Below are 19,055 nucleotides of genomic sequence, written 5' to 3'. Positions count from 1 at the left end.
TGAAAAAAGGTATTTGTAGCTTAACTTGATAAAAGAACCAACATCATGCCTTCGATTACGGTTGAACCGTGCACCTTTGCCTTGTTCGGCGCCCTTGGCGACCTGGCCCTGCGCAAGCTGTTTCCAGCTCTCTACCAGCTTGACGGCGCCGGCCTGCTGCACGAGGACACGCGCATCATCGCGCTGGCCCGTGAGCCGGGCAGCCAACAGGAGCACCTGGCGTTTATCGCCACGGAGCTGCGCCGCTACGTCGGCGCCAAAGAGCTGGACGAAGCCGTGGTCGAGCGTTTCCTCGCCCGCTTGAGTTACCTGCATGTCGATTTCCTCAAGGCCGATGATTACGTCGCCCTGGCGGAGCAAGCCGGTAGCGCCCAGCGAGTCATCGCCTATTTCGCTACCCCGGCCGCCGTGTACGGCGCCATCTGCGAAAACCTGGCGAAAGTCGGCCTGGCTGAAAATACCCGCGTGGTGCTGGAAAAACCGATCGGCTCGGACCTGGAATCCTCGCGCACGGTGAACGACGCGGTGGCCGAGTTTTTCCCGGAGAACCGCACTTATCGCATCGACCACTACCTGGGCAAGGAAACCGTCCAGAACCTGATCGCCCTGCGATTTGCCAACAGCCTGTTCGAAACCCAGTGGAACCAGAACTACATCTCCCACGTGGAAATTACCGTGGCCGAGAAAGTCGGGATCGAAGGCCGCTGGGGCTACTTCGACAAGGCCGGCCAGCTGCGCGACATGATCCAGAATCACCTGCTGCAGCTGCTCTGCCTGATCGCCATGGACCCGCCAGCCGATCTGTCCGCCGACAGTATTCGCGACGAGAAGGTCAAGGTGCTCAAGGCGCTGGCGCCGATCAGCCCGGAAGGCCTGACCACCCAAGTGGTGCGCGGCCAGTACATCGCCGGCTACAGCGAAGGCAAGCCGGTGCCGGGCTATCTGGAAGAGCCGAATTCGAATACCCAGAGCGACACCGAAACCTTTGTCGCCCTGCGCGCCGACATTCGCAACTGGCGCTGGGCCGGAGTGCCGTTTTACCTGCGTACCGGCAAGCGCATGCCGCAGAAGCTGTCGCAGATCGTTATCCATTTCAAGGAACCGTCGCACTACATCTTCGCGCCGGAGCAGCGCTTGCAGATCAGCAACAAGCTGATTATCCGCCTGCAACCGGACGAAGGCATTTCCTTGCGCGTGATGACCAAGGAGCAAGGCCTGGACAAGGGCATGCAGCTGCGCAGCGGTCCGTTGCAGCTGAATTTTTCCGATACCTGGCGTAGCGCACGGATTCCCGATGCCTACGAACGGTTGTTGCTGGAAGTAATGCGCGGCAATCAGAACCTGTTTGTCCGTAAAGATGAAATCGAAGCCGCGTGGAAGTGGTGTGACCAGTTGATCGCCGGGTGGAAAAAATCCGGTGATGCGCCCAAGCCGTACGCGGCCGGGTCCTGGGGCCCCATGAGCTCCATTGCACTGATCACGCGGGACGGGAGGTCGTGGTATGGCGATATCTGATTTGAAACTGCCTCAGGGCGTCAGCGCCCATGAGTACAAGAGCCCGGTGCTGTTGGCCGATGCCTTGGCACTGAATGTGGCCAAGCAGCTGAGTGACGCTATTGATGCTCGCGGCACCGCGACGCTGGTGGTGTCCGGTGGCCGTAGCCCGGTGGCATTTTTCCAGAACCTGGCCAGGCAAAAGCTCGACTGGTCCAAGGTGGTTGTCACCCTGGCCGACGAGCGCTGGGTGCCGGTCGAGCATGCCGACAGCAATGCCGGGCTGCTCAAGCGCTACCTGCTGCAAGGCCCGGCGGCCAAGGCGCAATTCCTGAGCCTGTACAGCGCCACGGCGAACCTGGAGCTGGCCGCCGAGCAAGCCGATCGCCTGTTGGCAGAGTTGCCGCCGATCGACGTGCTGATACTCGGCATGGGCGATGACGGTCATACCGCGTCGCTGTTCCCCAACAGCCCGAACCTGGCTGAAGCATTGGCAGCCGATGGCACCCGACGCTGCTACCCGATGCTGGCACCGACCGTGCCGCATCAGCGCCTGACCATGAGTCGTGCGCTGCTGGCTTCGGCCGAGACCACTGTTCTATCGATTTCCGGTCAGTCCAAGCTGACCACCCTGAGTGCCGCATTGGCCGGTGACGATGTCGGCGCCATGCCGATTCGCGCGTTTCTGCAACCTACGTTAGAGATTTACTGGTGCCCATGAGCCAAGGATCAGCCGCTATGAAAAACACTCCCCCGACCGTTTCCATGGCGGACAAAGTTGCCCTGATCGACAGCCTCTGCGCCAAGGCGCGGATTCTGCCGGTCATCACCATCGCTCGCGAGCAGGACGTCCTGCCCCTGGCCGATGCCCTTGCCGCCGGTGGCCTGACTGCACTGGAAGTGACCTTGCGTTCGCAGTTCGGCCTCAAGGCCATCCAGATTCTGCGCGAGCAGCGCCCGGAACTGATGACCGGTGCCGGTACCGTGCTGGATCGCAGCATGCTGGCCGCGGCCGAGGCGGCGGGTTCGCAATTCATCGTCACGCCAGGCATCACTCGTGACCTGCTGGAAGCCAGTGTCGACAGCCCGATTCCACTGTTGCCGGGGATCAGCAATGCTTCCGGGATCATGGAGGGTTATGGCCTGGGCTATCGCCGTTTCAAGCTGTTCCCGGCGGAAGTCAGCGGTGGCGTCGCGGCGATCAAAGCCTTGGGCGGTCCGTTCGGCGAAGTTAAGTTCTGCCCGACTGGCGGCGTAAGCCCGGCCAACATCAAAAGCTACATGGCGCTGAAAAATGTGATGTGCGTGGGCGGCAGCTGGATGCTTGATCCGCAGTGGATCAGGAACGGCGACTGGGCCCGCATCCAGGAATGCACTGCAGAGGCGTTGGCGCTGCTGGACTGATTGGTTTTACCTGACACGTCGTTGTGTGTTCTACGGCTTTAACGGTGCGCTTGGTCGGTGCACCGTTTTTTTTGTCTGAAGAAAGCCCCACCGTGTACGCCATAACCCTGTAGGAGCGAGCTTGCTCGCGATGGTCGTTAACGATAACGCTGGAAACCTGACACCCCTTGGCGGGCTCAGGTTTTTCGCGAGCAAGCTCGCTCCTGCAGGCGGGCGGTGTTGAATCAGCGCAACTGGTCCAGCGCCTTGATCAGCGCCTTGATCAGCGCCGCGATATCCGCCGCTGTGGTCGTCAGCCCCGGTGTAATGCGGATACAGGGTCCACTCGCCGCGCCGCTGCGTACAACGGTAAACAGGTTGAACTTGTTCAACAGCCGGTCGACCATCACCTGTTGATCCGCATGCCGGGTAAACCGCATCGAAGTTATCCCGCAATACAACCGTGGGTCGTCCGGGGTCATCACCTCGATACCCGGCCAATCCCGCACCACCCGGACCCACTCATTGCGCAGATAATTAAGCCGCGCGCCTTTGGCTGCGGAGCCGCCCATGGCCAAGTGTTCCTCGAACACCAGCGGCAGCGTCAGCAGCGCCGGGATATTGGGGGTGCTGTAGGGCGTGCGGGCGCGAATGTCGTTGAGCGGGAAATGCATCTCGCCCATGTCCGGGTCAATATCGGCCAGGCGTTCCGGGGCGATGTACATGAAACCCAGAGTCAGCGGCGCCCCGATCCACTTGTGCAGGTTGTAACCGGCGAAGGCAATGCCCAGCTCTTCGAGATTGAACTTCATCTGCCCCAGCGCATGGGCGCCGTCGAGGATCACATCGATGTCGTGTTCCCGCGCAGCCGCCGCAATGGCCTGCACCGGCATGACCAGCCCGGTGCGATGGGTGACGTGGGTCAGTGCCATCAGCTTGAGCCGTGGGTAACGCTCGAAAGCCTCACGGTAACTGGCCAGCAGCGAGTCGAAAGAGGCCGGGTGCTGGTGATCAATCTCTATCACCTCCACACCGCGATAACGCGCCAGCCAGCGCATGGCTCCTTTTACCGTGTCGTATTCGAGGTCGCAGATCAGCACCTGATCGCCCGGCTGCAGGCGGTTGTAATTGCGGATCAGCGATTGCAGGGCGTCGCTGGCGTTACGGGTCAGGGCAACGGCTTGGGCCCGCACACCCATCAGCTCCGCCAGCTGCGCGCGAATCTCCAGGCTTTCGATCTGTTCGAAGCGCTGGCGCACATGAACCGAGTTGCTGCGGTTGATCAGCTCGATGTTGCGCTGGTATTCCTCAACCACCGTGCGCGACATTCGGCCGAAATAACCGTTTTCAAGATTGATCGGGCCAGGTTCCTTCGAGTAACGATCGGCAAACGTCAGCCAGAACAGCTCATCACGGGCGCGGCGGGTGTTATCGGGCATGGCTTACTCAGTCTTCAATGACGCGGGGCAGGTTTGCCGTGTTTGGCGCGCAGCGGTTCAAGCAGCTCCGACAGGCCGTTGTGGTCGATCTCCTGCATCAGGGCCAGCAGCCCGCCCAGTTCGCCGTGGGGGAAACCTTCCCGGGCAAACCAGTTGAGGTACTGGCCGGGGAGGTCGGCAATGATGCGTCCTTTGTATTTTCCAAAGGGCATTTGGCGAGTAATCAGCAGTTCGAGCTTTTGCGGGTTCATCAATGGGTCGTCTTGATTCAGTCACATTTGAAAATACAGGCATTCTGCATGCAGGCCAAATGACAGATCATGCAAAAGAAGCGGATACAGATTTCACGATAAAACATAAGCAATTGAAATATAAGCAATTTGTTTTCAGTGAAAAGCTGGCATGCAGGGTGCAATAGCTATTGCATCTTTCATCAACCCGCAAGGAATTGAAAAATGACCGACATGAATAAAGAAGCCATCTCTGTACTCAACGACCTGATCGAAGTCAGCAAAGACGGTCAGGAAGGGTTCAAGACCTGCGCTGAAGACATCAAGCACCCAGAACTGAAAACCCTGTTCGTGACCCGTTCCGCTGATTGCGCAACCGCCGCCGCAGAACTGCAGGCAGCCGTGCGCTCCATGGGTGGCGATCCGGAAACTTCCACCAGCGTCAGCGGCGATCTGCACCGCCGTTGGGTTGACGTGAAGGCAATGTTCACCGGCAAGGATGAAGAAGCCGTGTTGAACGAAGCCGAGCGCGGTGAAGACCATGCGCTGAAGGCTTACAAAGAAGCCATCGAAAAAATCAACAAGCACAATCTGGTGGGCATTCGTGACCTGGTTGAGCGTCAGTACCACGGCGTACAGCGCAACCACGACCAGGTGAAAGCCCTGCGTAACCAGGCTCGCGCTCGCTCGTAAGCGTTTGTGGCAGCCATAAAAAACGCCGGTTGATCCGGCGTTTTTTTGCGTCTGAAAATCGTCTGCAGGCTCGGGCCGCTTGTGGACGATCTTTGCCCTTCAACCGATGCTGATCGCCGGCAATGTCGTCAACGTCACGGTCTGCTGCTTGCGCGGTGCCAGAATCTCCGCTTCGCCATCTACCACCAGCTCATCCCGCTGATTGAATACGCGTGTAGCAATGCGCACACGAAACTTCGGCAGTTTTTCGAGGATTTCAAGGCGCACGGTCAAAGTATCGCCAATCTTTACCGGCTTCTGGAAGCTCATCTGCTGGCCGATATAGATAGTCCCCGGCCCGGGCAGTTCGCAGGCCACGGCTGCGCTGATCAAGGCGCCGCTGAACATGCCGTGGGCGATACGCTCCTTGAACATGGTGCCTGCAGCATATTCGGCGTCCAGGTGCACCGGGTTGTGATCGCCGGACATCGCAGCGAACAACTGGATGTCGCGCTCTTCGACCGTTTTGCTGTAGCTGGCGGTCTGGCCGACTTCGAGGGCTTCATAAGGGGTGTTGGTAACCTGGGTCATCTGTTTCAATTCCTGTCACGAATAAATAAATCGCAAAAAAACTATTCCGACCGGGTGGGTCGGCGGTGGCTCAGCGCCTGCTCGATCCAGTTCAACAGATCGTCGATAACCTGATCGCGGTTGATCTCGTTGAAGAGTTCATGCCGGGCCTGGGGGTAAATAATCAGATGCAGATTCTGGCTGCCGGCCTTGCGCAGGGCATTGGCCAGACCTTTGAGACGCTTGCCTTCACTCACCGGATCACATTCGCCGCCTATCACCAGCAGCGGCAGGCCCGGATCGATCTGCGCGAGATTGGACGCTTTGCTGATTTGCTGCAAGCCGCCCAGCAAATCGACCCACAGCTGATTGGTGCAGCGCATGCCGCAAAGCGGGTCGTTGATGTACTTGTCGACTTCGGCCGGGTCGCGGCTCAGCCAGTCAAAAGGCGTGCGTACCGGCTTGAAATGCTTGTTGAACGAGCCGAACGACAACCACTCGATCAGCGCACTGCGGCCCTTGGGGCCTTGGCGCAGCCGTTCGGCGCGGGCGATCTGCCGGGCTGCGCGATAAAGCGCCACGGGCTGGAAGTTCGAGCCGCTCAGCACGGCGCCGTGCAGGCTGGCGCTGTGGTGCAGCAGATAGGCCTGGGCGATGTAGCTGCCCATGCTATGGCCGATCAGCAGGATCGGCACCCCGGGATGCTGCTGACCGACGTGCTGATTGAGGCTCGCCAGGTCGCCGACGACCTTGCACCAGCCATCATCGTCGGCGAAATGCCCCAGGGTTCCATGTTCGGCGGTTTTGCCATGTCCCCGCAGGTCGGGGGCATAGACACCGTAGCCCTGGTCGCAGAGTTTTTGCGCCAGGCCCTGGTAGCGGGCGCTGTGCTCCGCCATGCCGTGGGCCAGCAGCACGATGGCTTTCAGGGGAGGGGTGGGTAGCCACTGATTGACGAACAGGCGACTGCGGTCACTCGCGGTCAGCCAGAAAGTGTCGTGGATCATGGCGATTCCTTTGCGCTGGGTCGATGCATTGTATAGCGCATTCCGGGTGCGGCCGTGCGAACTGCCTTACACCACGGCAGGAAGATTCACACGATCAATGACGGTACCGGTCATGTTTGCCTGATTCGCCATAACTGCTAGTGTCCGTGAAGCTCCGCTTTTCGCGTCAGGTCTGACGAAACTGACAGAACAGCGGCCCGGATAGGTTCAGGTAAAGAGGACAAGAACAATGCAACCTGATTTCTGGAATGACAAACGCCCGGCCGGCGTACCCCTGAACATCGACCTTGGGGCCTACAAGTCGGTCATTGAGGTGTTCGAGCGTTCCTGCAAGAAATTCGCCGACCGCCCGGCATTCAGCAACATGGGCGTGACCCTGACCTACGCCGAACTGGAACGCTACAGCGCCGCGTTTGCCGGTTACCTGCAAGCCCATACCGACCTGGTGCCAGGCGATCGCATCGCGGTACAGATGCCGAACGTCCTGCATTACCCGATCGCCGTGTTTGGCGCCTTGCGTGCCGGCCTGATCGTGGTCAATACCAACCCGTTGTACACCGCGCGGGAAATGCGTCATCAATTCAAGGATTCCGGTGCCCGGGCGCTGGTGTACCTGAATATGTTCGGGCAAAAGGTCCAGGAAGTGCTGCCGGACACCGACATCCAGTACTTGATCGAAGCCAAAATGGGCGACCTGATGCCGGCCGCGAAGGGCTGGCTGATCAATACCGTGGTCGACAAAGTGAAGAAAATGGTTCCGGCCTATTCACTGCCCCAGGCCATCTCCTTCAAGAGCGCGCTGCGCATGGGCAAGGGGCAGGGGATCAAGCCGTTGAACGCCGGCCTCGACGATGTCGCGGTGCTGCAGTACACCGGCGGCACCACTGGCCTGGCCAAGGGCGCGATGCTGACCCATGGCAACCTGGTGGCGAACATGCAACAGGCGAGGGCCTGCCTCGGCCAGTTCGGTACCGACGGCCAGCCGCTGCTGCGTGAAGGGCAGGAGGTGATGATTGCGCCGCTGCCGCTGTATCACATCTATGCCTTCACGGCGAACTGCATGTGCATGATGGTCACCGGCAACCATAACGTGCTGATCACCAATCCACGGGACATCAAGGGCTTTATCAAGGAACTGAAGAACTGGCGTTTTTCTGCGTTGCTGGGGTTGAACACTTTGTTTGTCGCGTTGATGGATCATCCTGATTTCAAGACCCTGGACTTCTCCAGCCTCAAGCTGACCAATTCCGGTGGCACTGCGTTGGTCAAGGCCACTGCCGAGCGCTGGGAAAAACTCACCGGATGCCGCATCACCGCAGGCTACGGTCTGACCGAAACGTCACCTGTGGCTTGCACCAATCCCTACGGTGACAAGTCGCGCATTGGTACGGTGGGCCTGCCAGTACCGGGTACCACGCTGAAAATCATCAACGATGAGGGCGTCGAGCAAGCCTTGGGCGAACGCGGCGAGCTGTGCATCAAGGGCCCGCAGATCATGAAAGGCTACTGGCACAAGCCTGAGGCGACAGCCGAAGTACTGGATGCCGAGGGCTGGTTCAAGTCCGGCGATATTGCTGTGATCGACCCGGATGGTTTCGTGCGCATCGTTGATCGCAAGAAGGACATGATCATCGTCTCGGGTTTCAACGTGTACCCGAACGAGATCGAGGACGTGGTGATGGCTCACCCGAAAGTCGCCAACTGCGCGGTGATCGGTGTACCTGACGAGCGCTCGGGGGAGGCGGTGAAATTGTTTGTGGTGGCGCGCGAGTCCGGGGTCAGCCTTGAAGAGCTGAAGGCCTACTGCAAGGAAAACTTCACGGCTTACAAAGTACCCAAGCATATTGTGTTACGCGAATCGTTGCCGATGACGCCGGTGGGCAAGATATTGCGGCGGGAGTTGCGTGATATTGCTTAGTGATCACTAGGGCTGGATGACGTCAAAGATCGCAGCCTTCCCCAGCTCCTGCATGAGAATGCGTTCCTCTGCAGGAGCTGCCGAAGGCTGCGATCTTTTGCTTCCAGGCGACCTATAGAATTTTTGCTCTAAAACTGACTATAAGATATTCAAGAGTCACCATTGTGACTGTAGAGCCCGCTTTTGGCTCTAGTCGACCCTTGGCAAAGCTGCTACTCTCGGCGCGCTTTGGGACTTGCCGGCCTTTGGAAAACGCCGGTTTTGCCTCTGATCAAACACCAATAATAATCGCATCAAATGCGGTGCTGAATTCGCGTTGCTGAGGAGTGGGCTTCCATGATCGAAGACTTTTGGAAGGATAAGTACCCTGCCGGGATTGCTGCCGACATCAATCCGGACGAGTACCCGAATATTCAGGCAGTGCTGAAGCAGTCCTGCCAACGCTTCGCCAACAAGCCGGCGTTCAGCAACCTGGGCAAGACACTCACCTACGGTCAATTGTACGAACTGTCGGGCGCCTTCGCCGCTTATCTGCAACAGCATACCGACTTGCAGCCAGGCGATCGAATCGCCGTGCAATTGCCGAACGTGTTGCAGTACCCGGTGGCCGTCTTCGGCGCGATTCGCGCCGGGCTGATCGTGGTCAATACCAACCCGCTGTACACCGCGCGGGAAATGGAACATCAATTCAACGACTCCGGTGCCAAGGCCCTGGTCTGCCTGGCCAACATGGCCCATTTGGCGCAGACCGTGGTACCCAAGACCGGGGTCAGGCACGTCATCGTCACCGAAGTCGCCGACCTGCTGCCGCCGCTCAAGCGCCTGCTGATCAACAGCGTCATCAAGTACGTGAAGAAAATGGTCCCGGCCTATCACTTGCCCAAGGCGATCAAGTTCAACGACGTATTGAGCAAGGGCCACGGCCAGCCAGTCACCGAAGCCTGCCCGGCCAGCAGCGATGTGGCCGTGTTGCAATACACCGGCGGCACCACCGGCGTGGCCAAGGGCGCGATGCTCACCCATCGCAACCTGGTAGCGAACATGCTGCAGTGCAAGGCGCTGATGGGGTCCAACCTGAATGAAGGTTGCGAGATCCTGATCACGCCGCTGCCGCTGTACCACATCTACGCCTTCACCTTTCATTGCATGGCGATGATGTTGATCGGCAACCACAACATCCTCATCAGCAACCCGCGCGACCTGCCGGCGATGGTCAAGGAGTTGTCGAAGTGGAAGTTCAGCGGTTTTGTCGGCCTCAATACGCTCTTCGTTGCGCTGTGCAACAACGAAGGTTTCCGCAAGCTGGACTTCTCAGCCCTGAAGGTGACCCTGTCAGGCGGCATGGCCTTGCAGCTGGCGGCCGCCGAGCGCTGGAAGGCGGTCACCGGTTGCTCCATCTGTGAAGGGTACGGCATGACCGAAACCAGCCCGGTGGCCACGGTGAATCCGATCCAGCACATCCAGATCGGCACCATCGGCATTCCGGTACCGTCGACCCTGTGCAAGATCATCGATGATGCCGGTGTGGAACAGCCGCTGGGTGAAATCGGTGAACTGTGCGTGAAAGGGCCGCAGGTGATGAAGGGTTACTGGCAGCGCCAGGACGCCACCGATGAGATCCTCGACAGCGAAGGCTGGCTGAAGACCGGTGACATCGCCCTGATCCAGCCGGATGGCTACATGCGTATTGTCGATCGCAAGAAAGACATGATCCTGGTGTCCGGCTTCAACGTGTATCCCAACGAGCTGGAAGACGTGCTGGCGACCCTGCCAGGCGTGTTGCAGTGCGCAGCGATTGGCGTGCCGGACGAGAAGTCGGGTGAAGCGATCAAGCTCTTCATCGTCGTCAAGCCGGGCGTGACCCTGACCAAGGAAACGGTGATGGAGCACATGCGTGCCAATGTCACCGGCTACAAGGTGCCGCGCTCCGTGGAGTTTCGCGATGCGCTGCCGACCACCAACGTCGGCAAGATCCTGCGGCGCGAATTGCGCGACGAGGAGTTGAAGAAGCTGGGCCTGAAGAAGGCCTGAATGGCAACTGGCGTCGCCTGCCAATCGGGGGACGCTGGCTGATCATTGGAACCGTCGAAAAATCCGCAGCCCGAAACGGCCGGCGGATTTTTTTTGCGCGCGATTCCGCAATGGCTCGCACTGCCGCACGCATGCATCAGCCCGTTGTGCGTTTTCTGAAAGTCTTGGGTATGGGGGCGTGATTTGATTGCGGGCTCCTGGCCAATGCTATCTTTCATGGAGTGATGCTTATGCCGCTGCCACCCTTATCCCTTTCGCCCACCAGGAACTGTTCTCGCTCTCGCGAGAGCCAAGGATCCAACGGGGGATCAAGTGTTGTTGCCAAGACGCTGAAGCGCACTGGCAACACAGTCCTCAACCCTGCCAAACGTTTCTTGGCTGAGAAGAAAGCGTCAACATTAACATTTGGTTCTGACGATGCGTTTGATTTACCAGCGCTAAAAAACCATTCAGGTCCTGTTTGCATTGGCCATTACTCGCCGCTCCAGTTACCTCTTCCGGCAGTCACTGACCGTGTCCGGCACGGATTTGCGAATCTTTCTGCGGTCAACTGGCCTGATTCGCAGATCTACGACATTGATATGAAAGGAGTTTTGTTTGCCAACGCAAACCTGCCAAATCTGGTACTGGGGAATGTCGACTTTTCCGGTTCGTATTTCGGTGGCGCCAACTTGGCAGGGGCGACACTCAAATCTACCGATCTCTCGCACTGTAATTTGTCTGACGCCGACCTAACCAACCTTGACCTTGATCAAGTGAAGTTCAGCGGCGCCAATCTCAGTAACGTGCAGATGTCCTTGAATCAAAATTCCATCAGGCGAACTCTGCAAGAGGCCAGGACAGGCGTGAGCCTCGGGAATTTATTGGAGTCTATCCACAGCATCGATCCCGCTTATCAGGAACTGAAAAACTTATTAATGCTATCGGTGATCAAGCAATTGGAACGCTTGGATGACGTCGCGCTGCAGCGCCACCTGCCGACGCTGGTGAAGATGTTGTTCAATAATCGTGGCTATAACCAGGTACCTGAAATCAAATCGTTCAATCTTCGATTGTTGCCATTGTGGCTGGATACAAAACAGGAGCCATATCGTAAAGGTGAAATCGATCGGGACCTGGTGCAGCGCCTGATCGACCTCCATCCATTCAAGATGGACTTGGCGAAACTCTACGGGAAAACCCTCGTCTTCGTTCCGGACAAGACTTCGTCGGGCGCGCAAACGGCCAGTCCTTCTACCCCGGCGATTACAGGCGGAACGGCGCGAAGTTGACGTTGGTGCCCGCTGGACGCATGTCTTGCAGGTACGAGTCTTTGTCGGCACTCAGTTCCAGGCTCAGGGCTGCTTTGCGTTTGCCCTCGTTGCGCACCACCAGCCCTTCGAGCTTCTCACGCAGGAACACAGTGGGCACCTTCAGGTGCAGCAGTTCGTCGGTATCCGGTGTGTGCATCAGCAGGTGCACCCACTCGTACTGACCAATGGCCAGGCGTGCTACCGGGATGTCGAACCACCAGATATTGCGGTTGCGGTTCAATTCGGTGAAATGGCAGTTGTTGACGCCAAGCACAGCACCACCGAGTTCCTGGTTTCTGCGGGCAATGGCCTGCTTTTTATCGAGTTTCATAACATTCCTACAGGGTTGGATCTTCAGCGCCATGGCCTGAATACGTTGCGCATTCTCGGGTGTTGGCGGGCAAACATAAAGCCCAACCTGCCCGGATCGATGAAATCTTCTGCGCAAAATAAATGAAACTCCCGGCAAATCCCTCCGGTCAATCTTTCTGTAAGCACTTTTGTTCGTTCAATTGTTCACAGGAGAGACACCATGAGCAGCACTGGCGATAAAGTAAAAGGCGTAGCTAACGAAGCAGTCGGTAACGTCAAACAAGGCGTAGGCAAGGCGACCGGCAACGACAAAATGCGTGCCGAAGGCGTAGTGCAGGAAAAGAAAGGCGAAGCTCAGCAAGCAGTGGGCAAAGCCAAAGACGCGGTAAAGAAAGGCGTCGACAAGGCCTGATCGGGCCTGTGAAGCTATTATGAACGGCCATCTGCGGATGGCCGTTTTTGTTTCAGCTGGAACTTGAACACAGAATTTGTTTCAAAGCCGCCGAACAAGGCTATTTTGATGCAGGCTACATTGATGGCAACGGCCCCTGAGTCGCCCCGACTTGAACCCGATTTTTGCGGCGAAAGGAGACGCTAATGATTTTCCCGGACATGAAAGGTCTGCCCATCCACCGCGTGATGGTGCGCACGGTCACCGAATTCATCGATGACGAGATGTCGACCTATGCGTCGGCGCTGGCCTACCAGATGTTGTTCTCGCTATTCCCCTTCATTCTGTTCCTGATCGCCCTGATCGGTTTTCTGCACCTGCCGGACTTCTTCTCCTGGTTGCGCCTGCAGTCGGAGCTGGTGTTGCCGCCCCAGGCCGTGGAGCAGGTGAACCCGGTGATCGACCAGTTGCAGCAATCCAAGGGCGGGTTGCTCTCGGTAGGTATCGTGATCGCGCTGTGGACCGCGTCTGCCGGCGTACGCCTGTTGATGAGTGCGATGAACGCTGCCTATGACGTGGTCGAAGGACGTCCGGCGTGGAAACGTCTGCCGCTGTCGATTTTCTACACCATCGGCATTGCCGGCATGCTGCTGATCGCGGCGGCGCTGATGGTGCTCGGGCCGCAGGTGATGGGCTGGATCGCCGCGCAGGTGGGCATGGAGTATTTCATCGTGACCCTGTGGACCATCGCCCGCTGGCCTGTGGTGGTGATCCTGCTGATGGTGGCGGTGGCGTTGATCTACTACGTGATGCCTGACGTCAAACAGGAGTTCCGTTTCATCACCCCAGGCTCGGTGCTGGCGGTGGTGGTATGGATACTCGCGTCCGTGGGTTTTGGCTTGTACGTGAAGGAGTTCGCCAACTACAACGCCATGTATGGCAGTATCGGCGCGATCATCGTGTTGCTCCTGTATTTCTACATTTCTGCTGCCGTGTTGTTGCTGGGGGCGGAGATGAATGCGGTGATCGAACACATGTCCAGCGAAGGCAAGGACCCGGGCGAGAAAGTCCCCGGTGAGCTCGCCGAAGAACCTAAACAACATGTTTCCGGACTGGGTCGGGATCACTCGATCAAGCCATCCACTGACGAAGTCATCAAATGATCCGTGAAATCCTGAAAATGGGCGATGAGCGACTGCTGCGCATCGCCCCGCCGGTGCCTGTCGAAATGTACGACTCGCCGCAGTTGTGGCAGTTGATCGACGATATGTTCCAGACCATGGAGAGCGTTGGCGGTGTCGGCCTGGCCGCTCCGCAAATCGGCGTTGACCTGCAATTGGTGATCTTCGGGTTCGAGCACAGTGAACGTTACCCGGATGCCGAGGCCGTGCCGCAGACCATCCTGATCAACCCGCTGATCACGCCGCTGAGCCCGGTGATGGAGGAGGGGTTCGAAGGCTGCCTGTCGGTCCCGGGCCTGCGCGGTGCGGTAAATCGGTATCGGGAAATCCGCTACGAAGGTTTTGATCCTAAAGGCCAACCCATTGTGCGTTTTGCCTCGGACTTCCATGCCCGGGTGGTGCAGCATGAGTGCGATCACCTGATCGGACGACTGTACCCGTCGCGCATCACCGATTTCAGCAAGTTTGGCTTCACTGAAGTGATGTTCCCGGACCTCGACCCGAACGCTGACGACTGACCAGAATTAACCTCAATGCAATAGGGTCCTCCCACAGGGGCGGGTTACAGGCCTGCCCCCATCGCAATCATCGGCTTGCTGCGCGCATAACGACTCAACCGTTCAGCCATCGCATACGGCAGCACCGGGTCGAAGCTGAACCCCCGGCGCTCATAGAAGCCGCGCAAGTCCGGATGACAGAACAACCACACCGGCCCCTGCAGCCCCTTGATGGCCTCGGCGATCAACGCGCCCGCGATCCCCTGTTCACGACAACCCGGGTCAACAAACAGTCCGGTCAACCAATGCCCGTCCGCCACCGGCCGCAAACACAATGCACCGATGATTTGCTCACGCCTGGCGACCCATAGCTGGGCGTCGCGCACGGCTTTCATCGACGATTGATGGCTTCGATAAAACTTGTTCATCAGCGGCCACAAGGGCTCGGCGAGCAGAGTGTACTGGGTGTCGGGCATGGGTTCGGTCTGTTGGTGCGCAAAGCCTGGGATTATAAAAGAACGCGCGCACGGCGATAGGTGTATACCTGATCTCACATCCCGTATGAGTGGAGTACGTATCATGGCCAAAGGCATGGATTCAAAGAAAGCAGCGAAGAAAAAACCGGCGAAAACCGCTGATGAAAAGCGCGCGGACAAGAAGGCCAAGAAGGTGGACGTGTTCGGCCATTGATCCCGCAACAAGGGAGCCCGGTCCTCGGGCTCCTGCTGCACGGCTGTGCGGCGTAAGCATCACGTCCCCCGCGATGCCCGTAAGGTTCGCCCGCTGAAAAAAGTTCAATTTATGCTGCGTAATGGCCGACTAGTGGCCTTGCGTACGGTTATTGCCTGTCTATGCTGACTCGTAACAAGGAGTGGTACGCGAAAGGGAGTTACTCATGAGACTGTCAGGTTTGGCTCGATTCCGGGCTATCAAGAGAAGGATGTCTTGATAAGAGCGTCGCACCATGGACCCTCCGATTGAACATCATTTATCACCTGAGCGAACCCCCCATTTAATGGGGGGGCGTATGCCATGTTCCATGGAGCATTGTGGTGGATACGTAGAAAGGCCGAACTTTCTTCAATCAAAAGACCGTGCTTAGGGTGATACGACATGTTTAACCTACATCACAAGGCTGACCTGCTGGAAATCGAGCGCTTCAGCGGCGCGTTGACCGAAGCCAATGCCAAGCTGGCTGCGGTCAGCCGGTCGATGGCAATCATCGAGTTCACGCCTGATGGCATCGTCATCGATGCCAACGAGAATTTCTGCAGCACCATGGGTTACAGCGCCGAGGAAGTGCGCGGCAAGCACCACCGGATTTTTTGTGAGGAGGCTTTTTACCGCAGCGAGGAATACGCGAAACTGTGGCGGGACCTGGCGCGGGGCGAGCCGGTCAGTGGTACGTTCCAGCGCCTGGACAGGAACGGTCGGGAAGTCTGGCTGGAGGCCAGCTACATGCCGGTTTACGGGGCTGATCGGCAGGTGCGCAGCGTGATGAAAGTCGCGGCGGACATCACCGCCCGGATCAATCGGGAGCACGAAAACGACAGCCTGCTCGCCGCTATCGGGCGCTCCATGGCCGTCATCGAATTCAAGCCGGACGGTACCGTTATCACGGCCAACGATAACTTCCTCAAAACCATGCATTACTCGCTGAACGAGGTCGTGGGCCAGCACCACAGCCTTTTTTGCCATCGAGCTGAGAGCGAGTCGCAGACCTATAAAGCGTTCTGGGCCTCGCTCAATCGCGGTGAATATCACTCGCACCGTTTCGAGCGCAGAGACAAGTACGGTCATACGGTGTTCCTGGAAGCGTCCTACAACCCGCTGTTCGATGCCAAGGGGCGCCTGTACAAAGTCGTCAAGTTCGCCAGTGACATCACGCCTCAGGTCACCACCCTGCAGACCGCTGCCGAATCGGCCCACAGCACGTCGGTACAAAACGACGCCTGCGCACAGAAAGGTTCCCAGGTGGTGCAGCAGACCGTGCAGATCATCCAGGACATTTCCCGCGACCTGAACGAGGCGGCACTGAGCATTGATGCTGTGAGCAAGCAGTCCGAAATCATCGGCACCATTGTCCAGACCATTCGCGGCATTGCGGATCAGACCAATCTGCTGGCACTCAACGCCGCCATCGAAGCGGCCCGGGCGGGGGAGCACGGCCGTGGTTTTGCGGTGGTGGCCGACGAAGTCCGCAGCCTGGCAGCGAGGACCAGCCAGGCGACGCTGGAGATTGTCGAAGTGGTACGCAAGAACCATGACCTGTCGCTGAGTGCGGTGACGAGCATGCAGTCGAGCCTGAGCCGCACAGGGCTTGGGGTTGAACTGGCGAACGAAGCCGGGGAGGTGATCCTGGAAATCCAGCAGGGCTCGCGACATGTGGTGGATGCGATCAGTCAGTTCAACTCGACGTTACAGTTGAACTGACCGCCGCGATTGAACTCACCCACCTTCACGGCAAGCCATTGCAGCCATGCCTGAGAAACCCCGGGCGTTGCGCCAGCCGTTGAAAATACTCATCGACGGCGGGCAAGTCGGGGCGATCCATGGGGGTCATCAGCCAGCGGTTGATCGACAGGCCGATGACGATGTCGGCCACGGTGAAATGCGGCCCGGCGACATAGGCACCGGTGGCCTTGAGCTGTTGCTCGAGTATGGCCATTTTCTGGTTCCAGCCGCGCACCCCGGTGGCGATCAGGTGCGGGTCAAGGAACTCCGGATCCCGACGCACCAGCCCGGTGAACGCATAACTCCAGGAACGATTGAGTTCGGTGGCCTGCCAGTCCATCCATTGCTCGACGCGGGCCCGGGCTGCCGGTTCGCCAGGCAGCAGTTCGGTGTGATGGTGCTTGCCCGCGAGGTAGCGACAGATGGTGTTGGATTCCCACAACACGCCGGCCTCGTCAATGATCACCGGCACCTGGGCGTTGGGGTTGAGCTTGATGAATTCGGGGCTGTGGGTTGACGCGAAGCCGCTGCCCCAGTCCTCACGTTCGTAGGAAACGCCCAGTTCGTCGCAGGTCCACAGGACTTTTCTGACGTTGATCGAGGACGCTTTACCAAGAATCTTCAGTGCATGTTCCATCGAGCTACTCCTTTAGCGTTCAGCCGCTTCAGGAATCTGACAGGGTAGTGTCCGACTGGCAATCAGGCCGGGTCCGGTAGTGCAGAAGCGGGCAAACCAAAGGTGCGATCAAACAACCAGTTGAACGCGAACGTGTAGCAGGGGATGAAGATGATCAGTGCCAGGTCCAGCAGGAAGGCTTGTACCAGGCTGATGTTCATCCACCAGGCGATCAACGGGATCAGAAACACTATCAAGGTTAGTTGAAATCCCACTGCATGGGCGATGCGCCGTTTCACGGTGCGGGTACGCGACACCTGACGGCTTTCCCAGCGCTCGAACAGCGAGGTGTAGATGAAATTCCAGGTCACGGCGATGGTGGTAATGATCACCGCCAGGGGACCGGTGCTGCCGGGCGATGTGCCCGACAACAGCGCCAGGCCAAGTGCCGAGAATGTCATGCCGATGATTTCATACAGCGACACATAGACCAGCTTTCGTTTGACACCTTGCATGAATACAACCTCTTGCGACGAATAAAAAAAGCCAGATGTGTTGAACCCACTGGCGGAGGCGGCGCAAGATAGCTTCAATAGGGGTGACAGAAAAAGTCAGATGCTTTCAGTTTTATTGACAGGTTAAACATGAGTTTCAACAGCGACAGCATCGAACTGTTTCTTGCCGTGATTGAGCGCGGGTCGTTTTCTGCTGCCGCTCGGTCTTTGGGCCGGGTGCCGTCGGCGGTCAGTATGGGTATAGCCAACCTGGAGGCTGAACTCGGTTACCTGTTGTTCGATCGCAGCCATCGCGAACCGGTGCCGACCGCCATGGCTGCGGCGCTGGTGCCCCATGCACGGTTGATCGCCGAGCAGCTCAAGCAGTTGCAGGTGCACGCTATCGAGCTGTCGTTGGGGCTGGAAAGCAAGTTGTCGATTGGGGTGGTGGCCGACCTGGACAAGCGCGCGGTGTTGGCCGCGATCAAGGTCATCGCCCGGCGTTTTCCGTTACTGGACATTGAACTGCTCACCGCTGCGCAAGATGACGTGTTGGCCATGCTGCACAGCGGCAGGGTCAGCGTGTGCCTGGCGTTCGCCGGGCTGAACATGAACGTGCTCGAACGCTTCCAGTTTGTCGGTTCGGAACGGATGATTGCCACACTCTCGGCGGACTATCCGTTGTTACCGGGGCAGGAGCTGTTTCTGGAAGACCTGGTGCACCTGCGCCAGATCATCGTCGCCAGCCGTGATCTGCCGATCAGTGACACCCGCCCGCTGTTGGGCGAGTCCCATTGGCGCACCGACACCCTGGCGATGGCGCTGGACATGGTTGAAGCCGGGTTGGGTTGGGGCAATTTTCCGCAGTCGGTGGTGCAGCCATTACTCGACGCGGGCCGGCTGCAGCGCCTGAATTTCCGCAATATCGAGAATGGCCTGGTGCTGCCGGTGCATGCGGTGTGGCTCAAGAGCCAGCCGCTGCAGAAGGGTGCGTTGGCGTTTGTGGAGCTGATGGCCAACCAATGACACCGGCCTCCTTGCGCAGGGGGGGGGCGCGTTTTTCCAGAATCGTCG

20 protein-coding genes and 1 pseudogene are annotated in these 19,055 nt (G+C 58.3%); 13 read left to right on the top strand and 8 right to left on the bottom strand.

What is annotated here, in order from left to right; translation table 11 throughout:
- Positions 1-45: 45 nt before the first annotated feature.
- The 4 genes and pseudogenes from zwf to EQV97_RS17700 all read left to right on the top strand — a co-directional run.
- Positions 46-1,515 carry a glucose-6-phosphate dehydrogenase gene (gene zwf / locus EQV97_RS17715; RefSeq protein WP_045060432.1) on the top strand — a complete coding sequence of 490 codons (1,470 nt, stop codon included), beginning with the start codon at positions 46-48 and terminating at the stop codon, positions 1,513-1,515.
- On the top strand, positions 1,502-2,215 hold the full coding sequence (gene pgl / locus EQV97_RS17710) for a 6-phosphogluconolactonase (RefSeq protein WP_122840176.1): 714 nt from the start codon (positions 1,502-1,504) through the stop codon (positions 2,213-2,215). The genes zwf and pgl overlap by 14 nt, the downstream gene beginning before the upstream one ends.
- A gap of 17 nt (positions 2,216-2,232) precedes the next feature.
- Positions 2,233-2,898 (top strand): bifunctional 4-hydroxy-2-oxoglutarate aldolase/2-dehydro-3-deoxy-phosphogluconate aldolase, encoded by a 666-nt coding sequence (locus EQV97_RS17705; RefSeq protein ID WP_122840177.1) that lies wholly within the window; start codon positions 2,233-2,235, stop codon positions 2,896-2,898.
- Between the two features lie 130 nt (positions 2,899-3,028).
- Positions 3,029-3,103, top strand: a pseudogene (locus tag EQV97_RS17700) (outer membrane lipoprotein carrier protein LolA); the annotation flags it as partial.
- A gap of 19 nt (positions 3,104-3,122) precedes the next feature.
- Here the strand turns inward: EQV97_RS17700 and EQV97_RS17695 are convergent.
- Together EQV97_RS17695 and EQV97_RS17690 are read right to left on the bottom strand one after the other, a co-directional pair.
- Positions 3,123-4,316 (bottom strand): aminotransferase class V-fold PLP-dependent enzyme, encoded by a 1,194-nt coding sequence (locus EQV97_RS17695; RefSeq protein WP_240889374.1) that lies wholly within the window; start codon positions 4,314-4,316, stop codon positions 3,123-3,125.
- Positions 4,317-4,330: 14 nt separating this feature from the next.
- On the bottom strand, positions 4,331-4,567 hold the full coding sequence (locus EQV97_RS17690; RefSeq protein WP_045061551.1) for a DUF3820 family protein: 237 nt from the start codon (positions 4,565-4,567) through the stop codon (positions 4,331-4,333).
- 204 nt (positions 4,568-4,771) lie between these two features.
- Here EQV97_RS17690 and EQV97_RS17685 point away from each other — a divergent pair, with 204 nt between their 5' ends.
- Positions 4,772-5,239, top strand: coding sequence for a PA2169 family four-helix-bundle protein (locus tag EQV97_RS17685; protein ID WP_045061535.1), 468 nt, complete (start codon positions 4,772-4,774; stop codon positions 5,237-5,239).
- A 99-nt stretch (positions 5,240-5,338) separates the two neighbouring features.
- On the opposite strand, the gene EQV97_RS17680 is transcribed toward EQV97_RS17685, so the two are convergent.
- Complete coding sequence (locus EQV97_RS17680) at positions 5,339-5,809, bottom strand: MaoC family dehydratase (RefSeq protein ID WP_045061536.1); 471 nt, start codon at positions 5,807-5,809, stop codon at positions 5,339-5,341.
- A gap of 41 nt (positions 5,810-5,850) precedes the next feature.
- A complete protein-coding gene (locus EQV97_RS17675) occupies positions 5,851-6,795 on the bottom strand; it encodes an alpha/beta hydrolase (RefSeq protein WP_122840179.1) in 945 nt (314 codons plus the stop codon).
- Positions 6,796-7,024: 229 nt separating this feature from the next.
- On the opposite strand from EQV97_RS17675, the gene fadD2 reads away from it, so the two are divergent.
- The 3 genes from fadD2 to EQV97_RS17660 all read left to right on the top strand — a co-directional run bounded on the left by fadD2 (position 7,025) and on the right by EQV97_RS17660 (position 12,015).
- Complete coding sequence (gene fadD2, locus EQV97_RS17670; protein ID WP_240889373.1) at positions 7,025-8,713, top strand: long-chain-fatty-acid--CoA ligase FadD2; 1,689 nt, start codon at positions 7,025-7,027, stop codon at positions 8,711-8,713.
- Positions 8,714-9,049: 336 nt separating this feature from the next.
- Positions 9,050-10,744 (top strand): long-chain-fatty-acid--CoA ligase FadD1, encoded by a 1,695-nt coding sequence (fadD1, locus tag EQV97_RS17665; RefSeq protein ID WP_225569437.1) that lies wholly within the window; start codon positions 9,050-9,052, stop codon positions 10,742-10,744.
- 230 nt (positions 10,745-10,974) lie between these two features.
- A complete protein-coding gene (locus EQV97_RS17660; protein WP_240889372.1) occupies positions 10,975-12,015 on the top strand; it encodes a pentapeptide repeat-containing protein in 1,041 nt (346 codons plus the stop codon).
- Here the strand turns inward: EQV97_RS17660 and EQV97_RS17655 are convergent.
- Positions 11,990-12,367 carry a hypothetical protein gene (locus tag EQV97_RS17655; protein WP_109634211.1) on the bottom strand — a complete coding sequence of 126 codons (378 nt, stop codon included), beginning with the start codon at positions 12,365-12,367 and terminating at the stop codon, positions 11,990-11,992. The genes EQV97_RS17660 and EQV97_RS17655 overlap by 26 nt on opposite strands.
- Positions 12,368-12,568: 201 nt before the next feature.
- On the opposite strand from EQV97_RS17655, the gene EQV97_RS17650 reads away from it, so the two are divergent.
- From EQV97_RS17650 to def, 3 genes are all read left to right on the top strand, one after another.
- Positions 12,569-12,760, top strand: a complete 192-nt coding sequence (locus EQV97_RS17650; protein ID WP_045061540.1) for a CsbD family protein — start codon at positions 12,569-12,571, stop codon at positions 12,758-12,760.
- 185 nt (positions 12,761-12,945) lie between these two features.
- Complete coding sequence (locus EQV97_RS17645) at positions 12,946-13,902, top strand: YihY/virulence factor BrkB family protein (RefSeq protein ID WP_045061541.1); 957 nt, start codon at positions 12,946-12,948, stop codon at positions 13,900-13,902.
- Entirely contained in the window at positions 13,899-14,438 is a 540-nt protein-coding gene (gene def / locus EQV97_RS17640; RefSeq protein ID WP_122840183.1) for a peptide deformylase, read from the top strand. The genes EQV97_RS17645 and def overlap by 4 nt, the downstream gene beginning before the upstream one ends.
- 44 nt (positions 14,439-14,482) lie before the next feature.
- Here the strand turns inward: def and EQV97_RS17635 are convergent, their stop codons facing one another.
- On the bottom strand, positions 14,483-14,893 hold the full coding sequence (locus EQV97_RS17635) for a GNAT family N-acetyltransferase (RefSeq protein ID WP_122840184.1): 411 nt from the start codon (positions 14,891-14,893) through the stop codon (positions 14,483-14,485).
- A 637-nt stretch (positions 14,894-15,530) separates the two neighbouring features.
- Here EQV97_RS17635 and EQV97_RS17630 point away from each other — a divergent pair.
- The gene (locus tag EQV97_RS17630) at positions 15,531-16,850 is read left to right on the top strand and encodes a PAS domain-containing methyl-accepting chemotaxis protein (RefSeq protein ID WP_122840185.1); all 1,320 of its coding nucleotides are present in this window, start codon (positions 15,531-15,533) and stop codon (positions 16,848-16,850) included.
- Between the two features lie 25 nt (positions 16,851-16,875).
- Here the strand turns inward: EQV97_RS17630 and EQV97_RS17625 are convergent, their stop codons facing one another.
- Both EQV97_RS17625 and EQV97_RS17620 read right to left on the bottom strand, forming a co-directional pair.
- Positions 16,876-17,508: a glutathione S-transferase gene (locus tag EQV97_RS17625; protein WP_122840186.1), complete on the bottom strand. Its 633-nt coding sequence runs from the start codon at positions 17,506-17,508 to the stop codon at positions 16,876-16,878.
- A 62-nt stretch (positions 17,509-17,570) separates the two neighbouring features.
- Entirely contained in the window at positions 17,571-18,002 is a 432-nt protein-coding gene (locus EQV97_RS17620) for a PACE efflux transporter (protein WP_122840187.1), read from the bottom strand.
- Positions 18,003-18,131: 129 nt separating this feature from the next.
- On the opposite strand from EQV97_RS17620, the gene EQV97_RS17615 reads away from it, so the two are divergent.
- Positions 18,132-19,007, top strand: a complete 876-nt coding sequence (locus EQV97_RS17615) for a LysR family transcriptional regulator (RefSeq protein WP_240889371.1) — start codon at positions 18,132-18,134, stop codon at positions 19,005-19,007.
- Positions 19,008-19,055 lie beyond the last annotated feature (48 nt).

It is taken from the genome of Pseudomonas sp. TMW22090, from assembly GCF_022496665.1.
In the GTDB taxonomy this organism is placed as follows: domain Bacteria; phylum Pseudomonadota; class Gammaproteobacteria; order Pseudomonadales; family Pseudomonadaceae; genus Aquipseudomonas; species Aquipseudomonas gregormendelii.
This window is presented reverse-complemented; position numbering and strand designations above follow the sequence as displayed.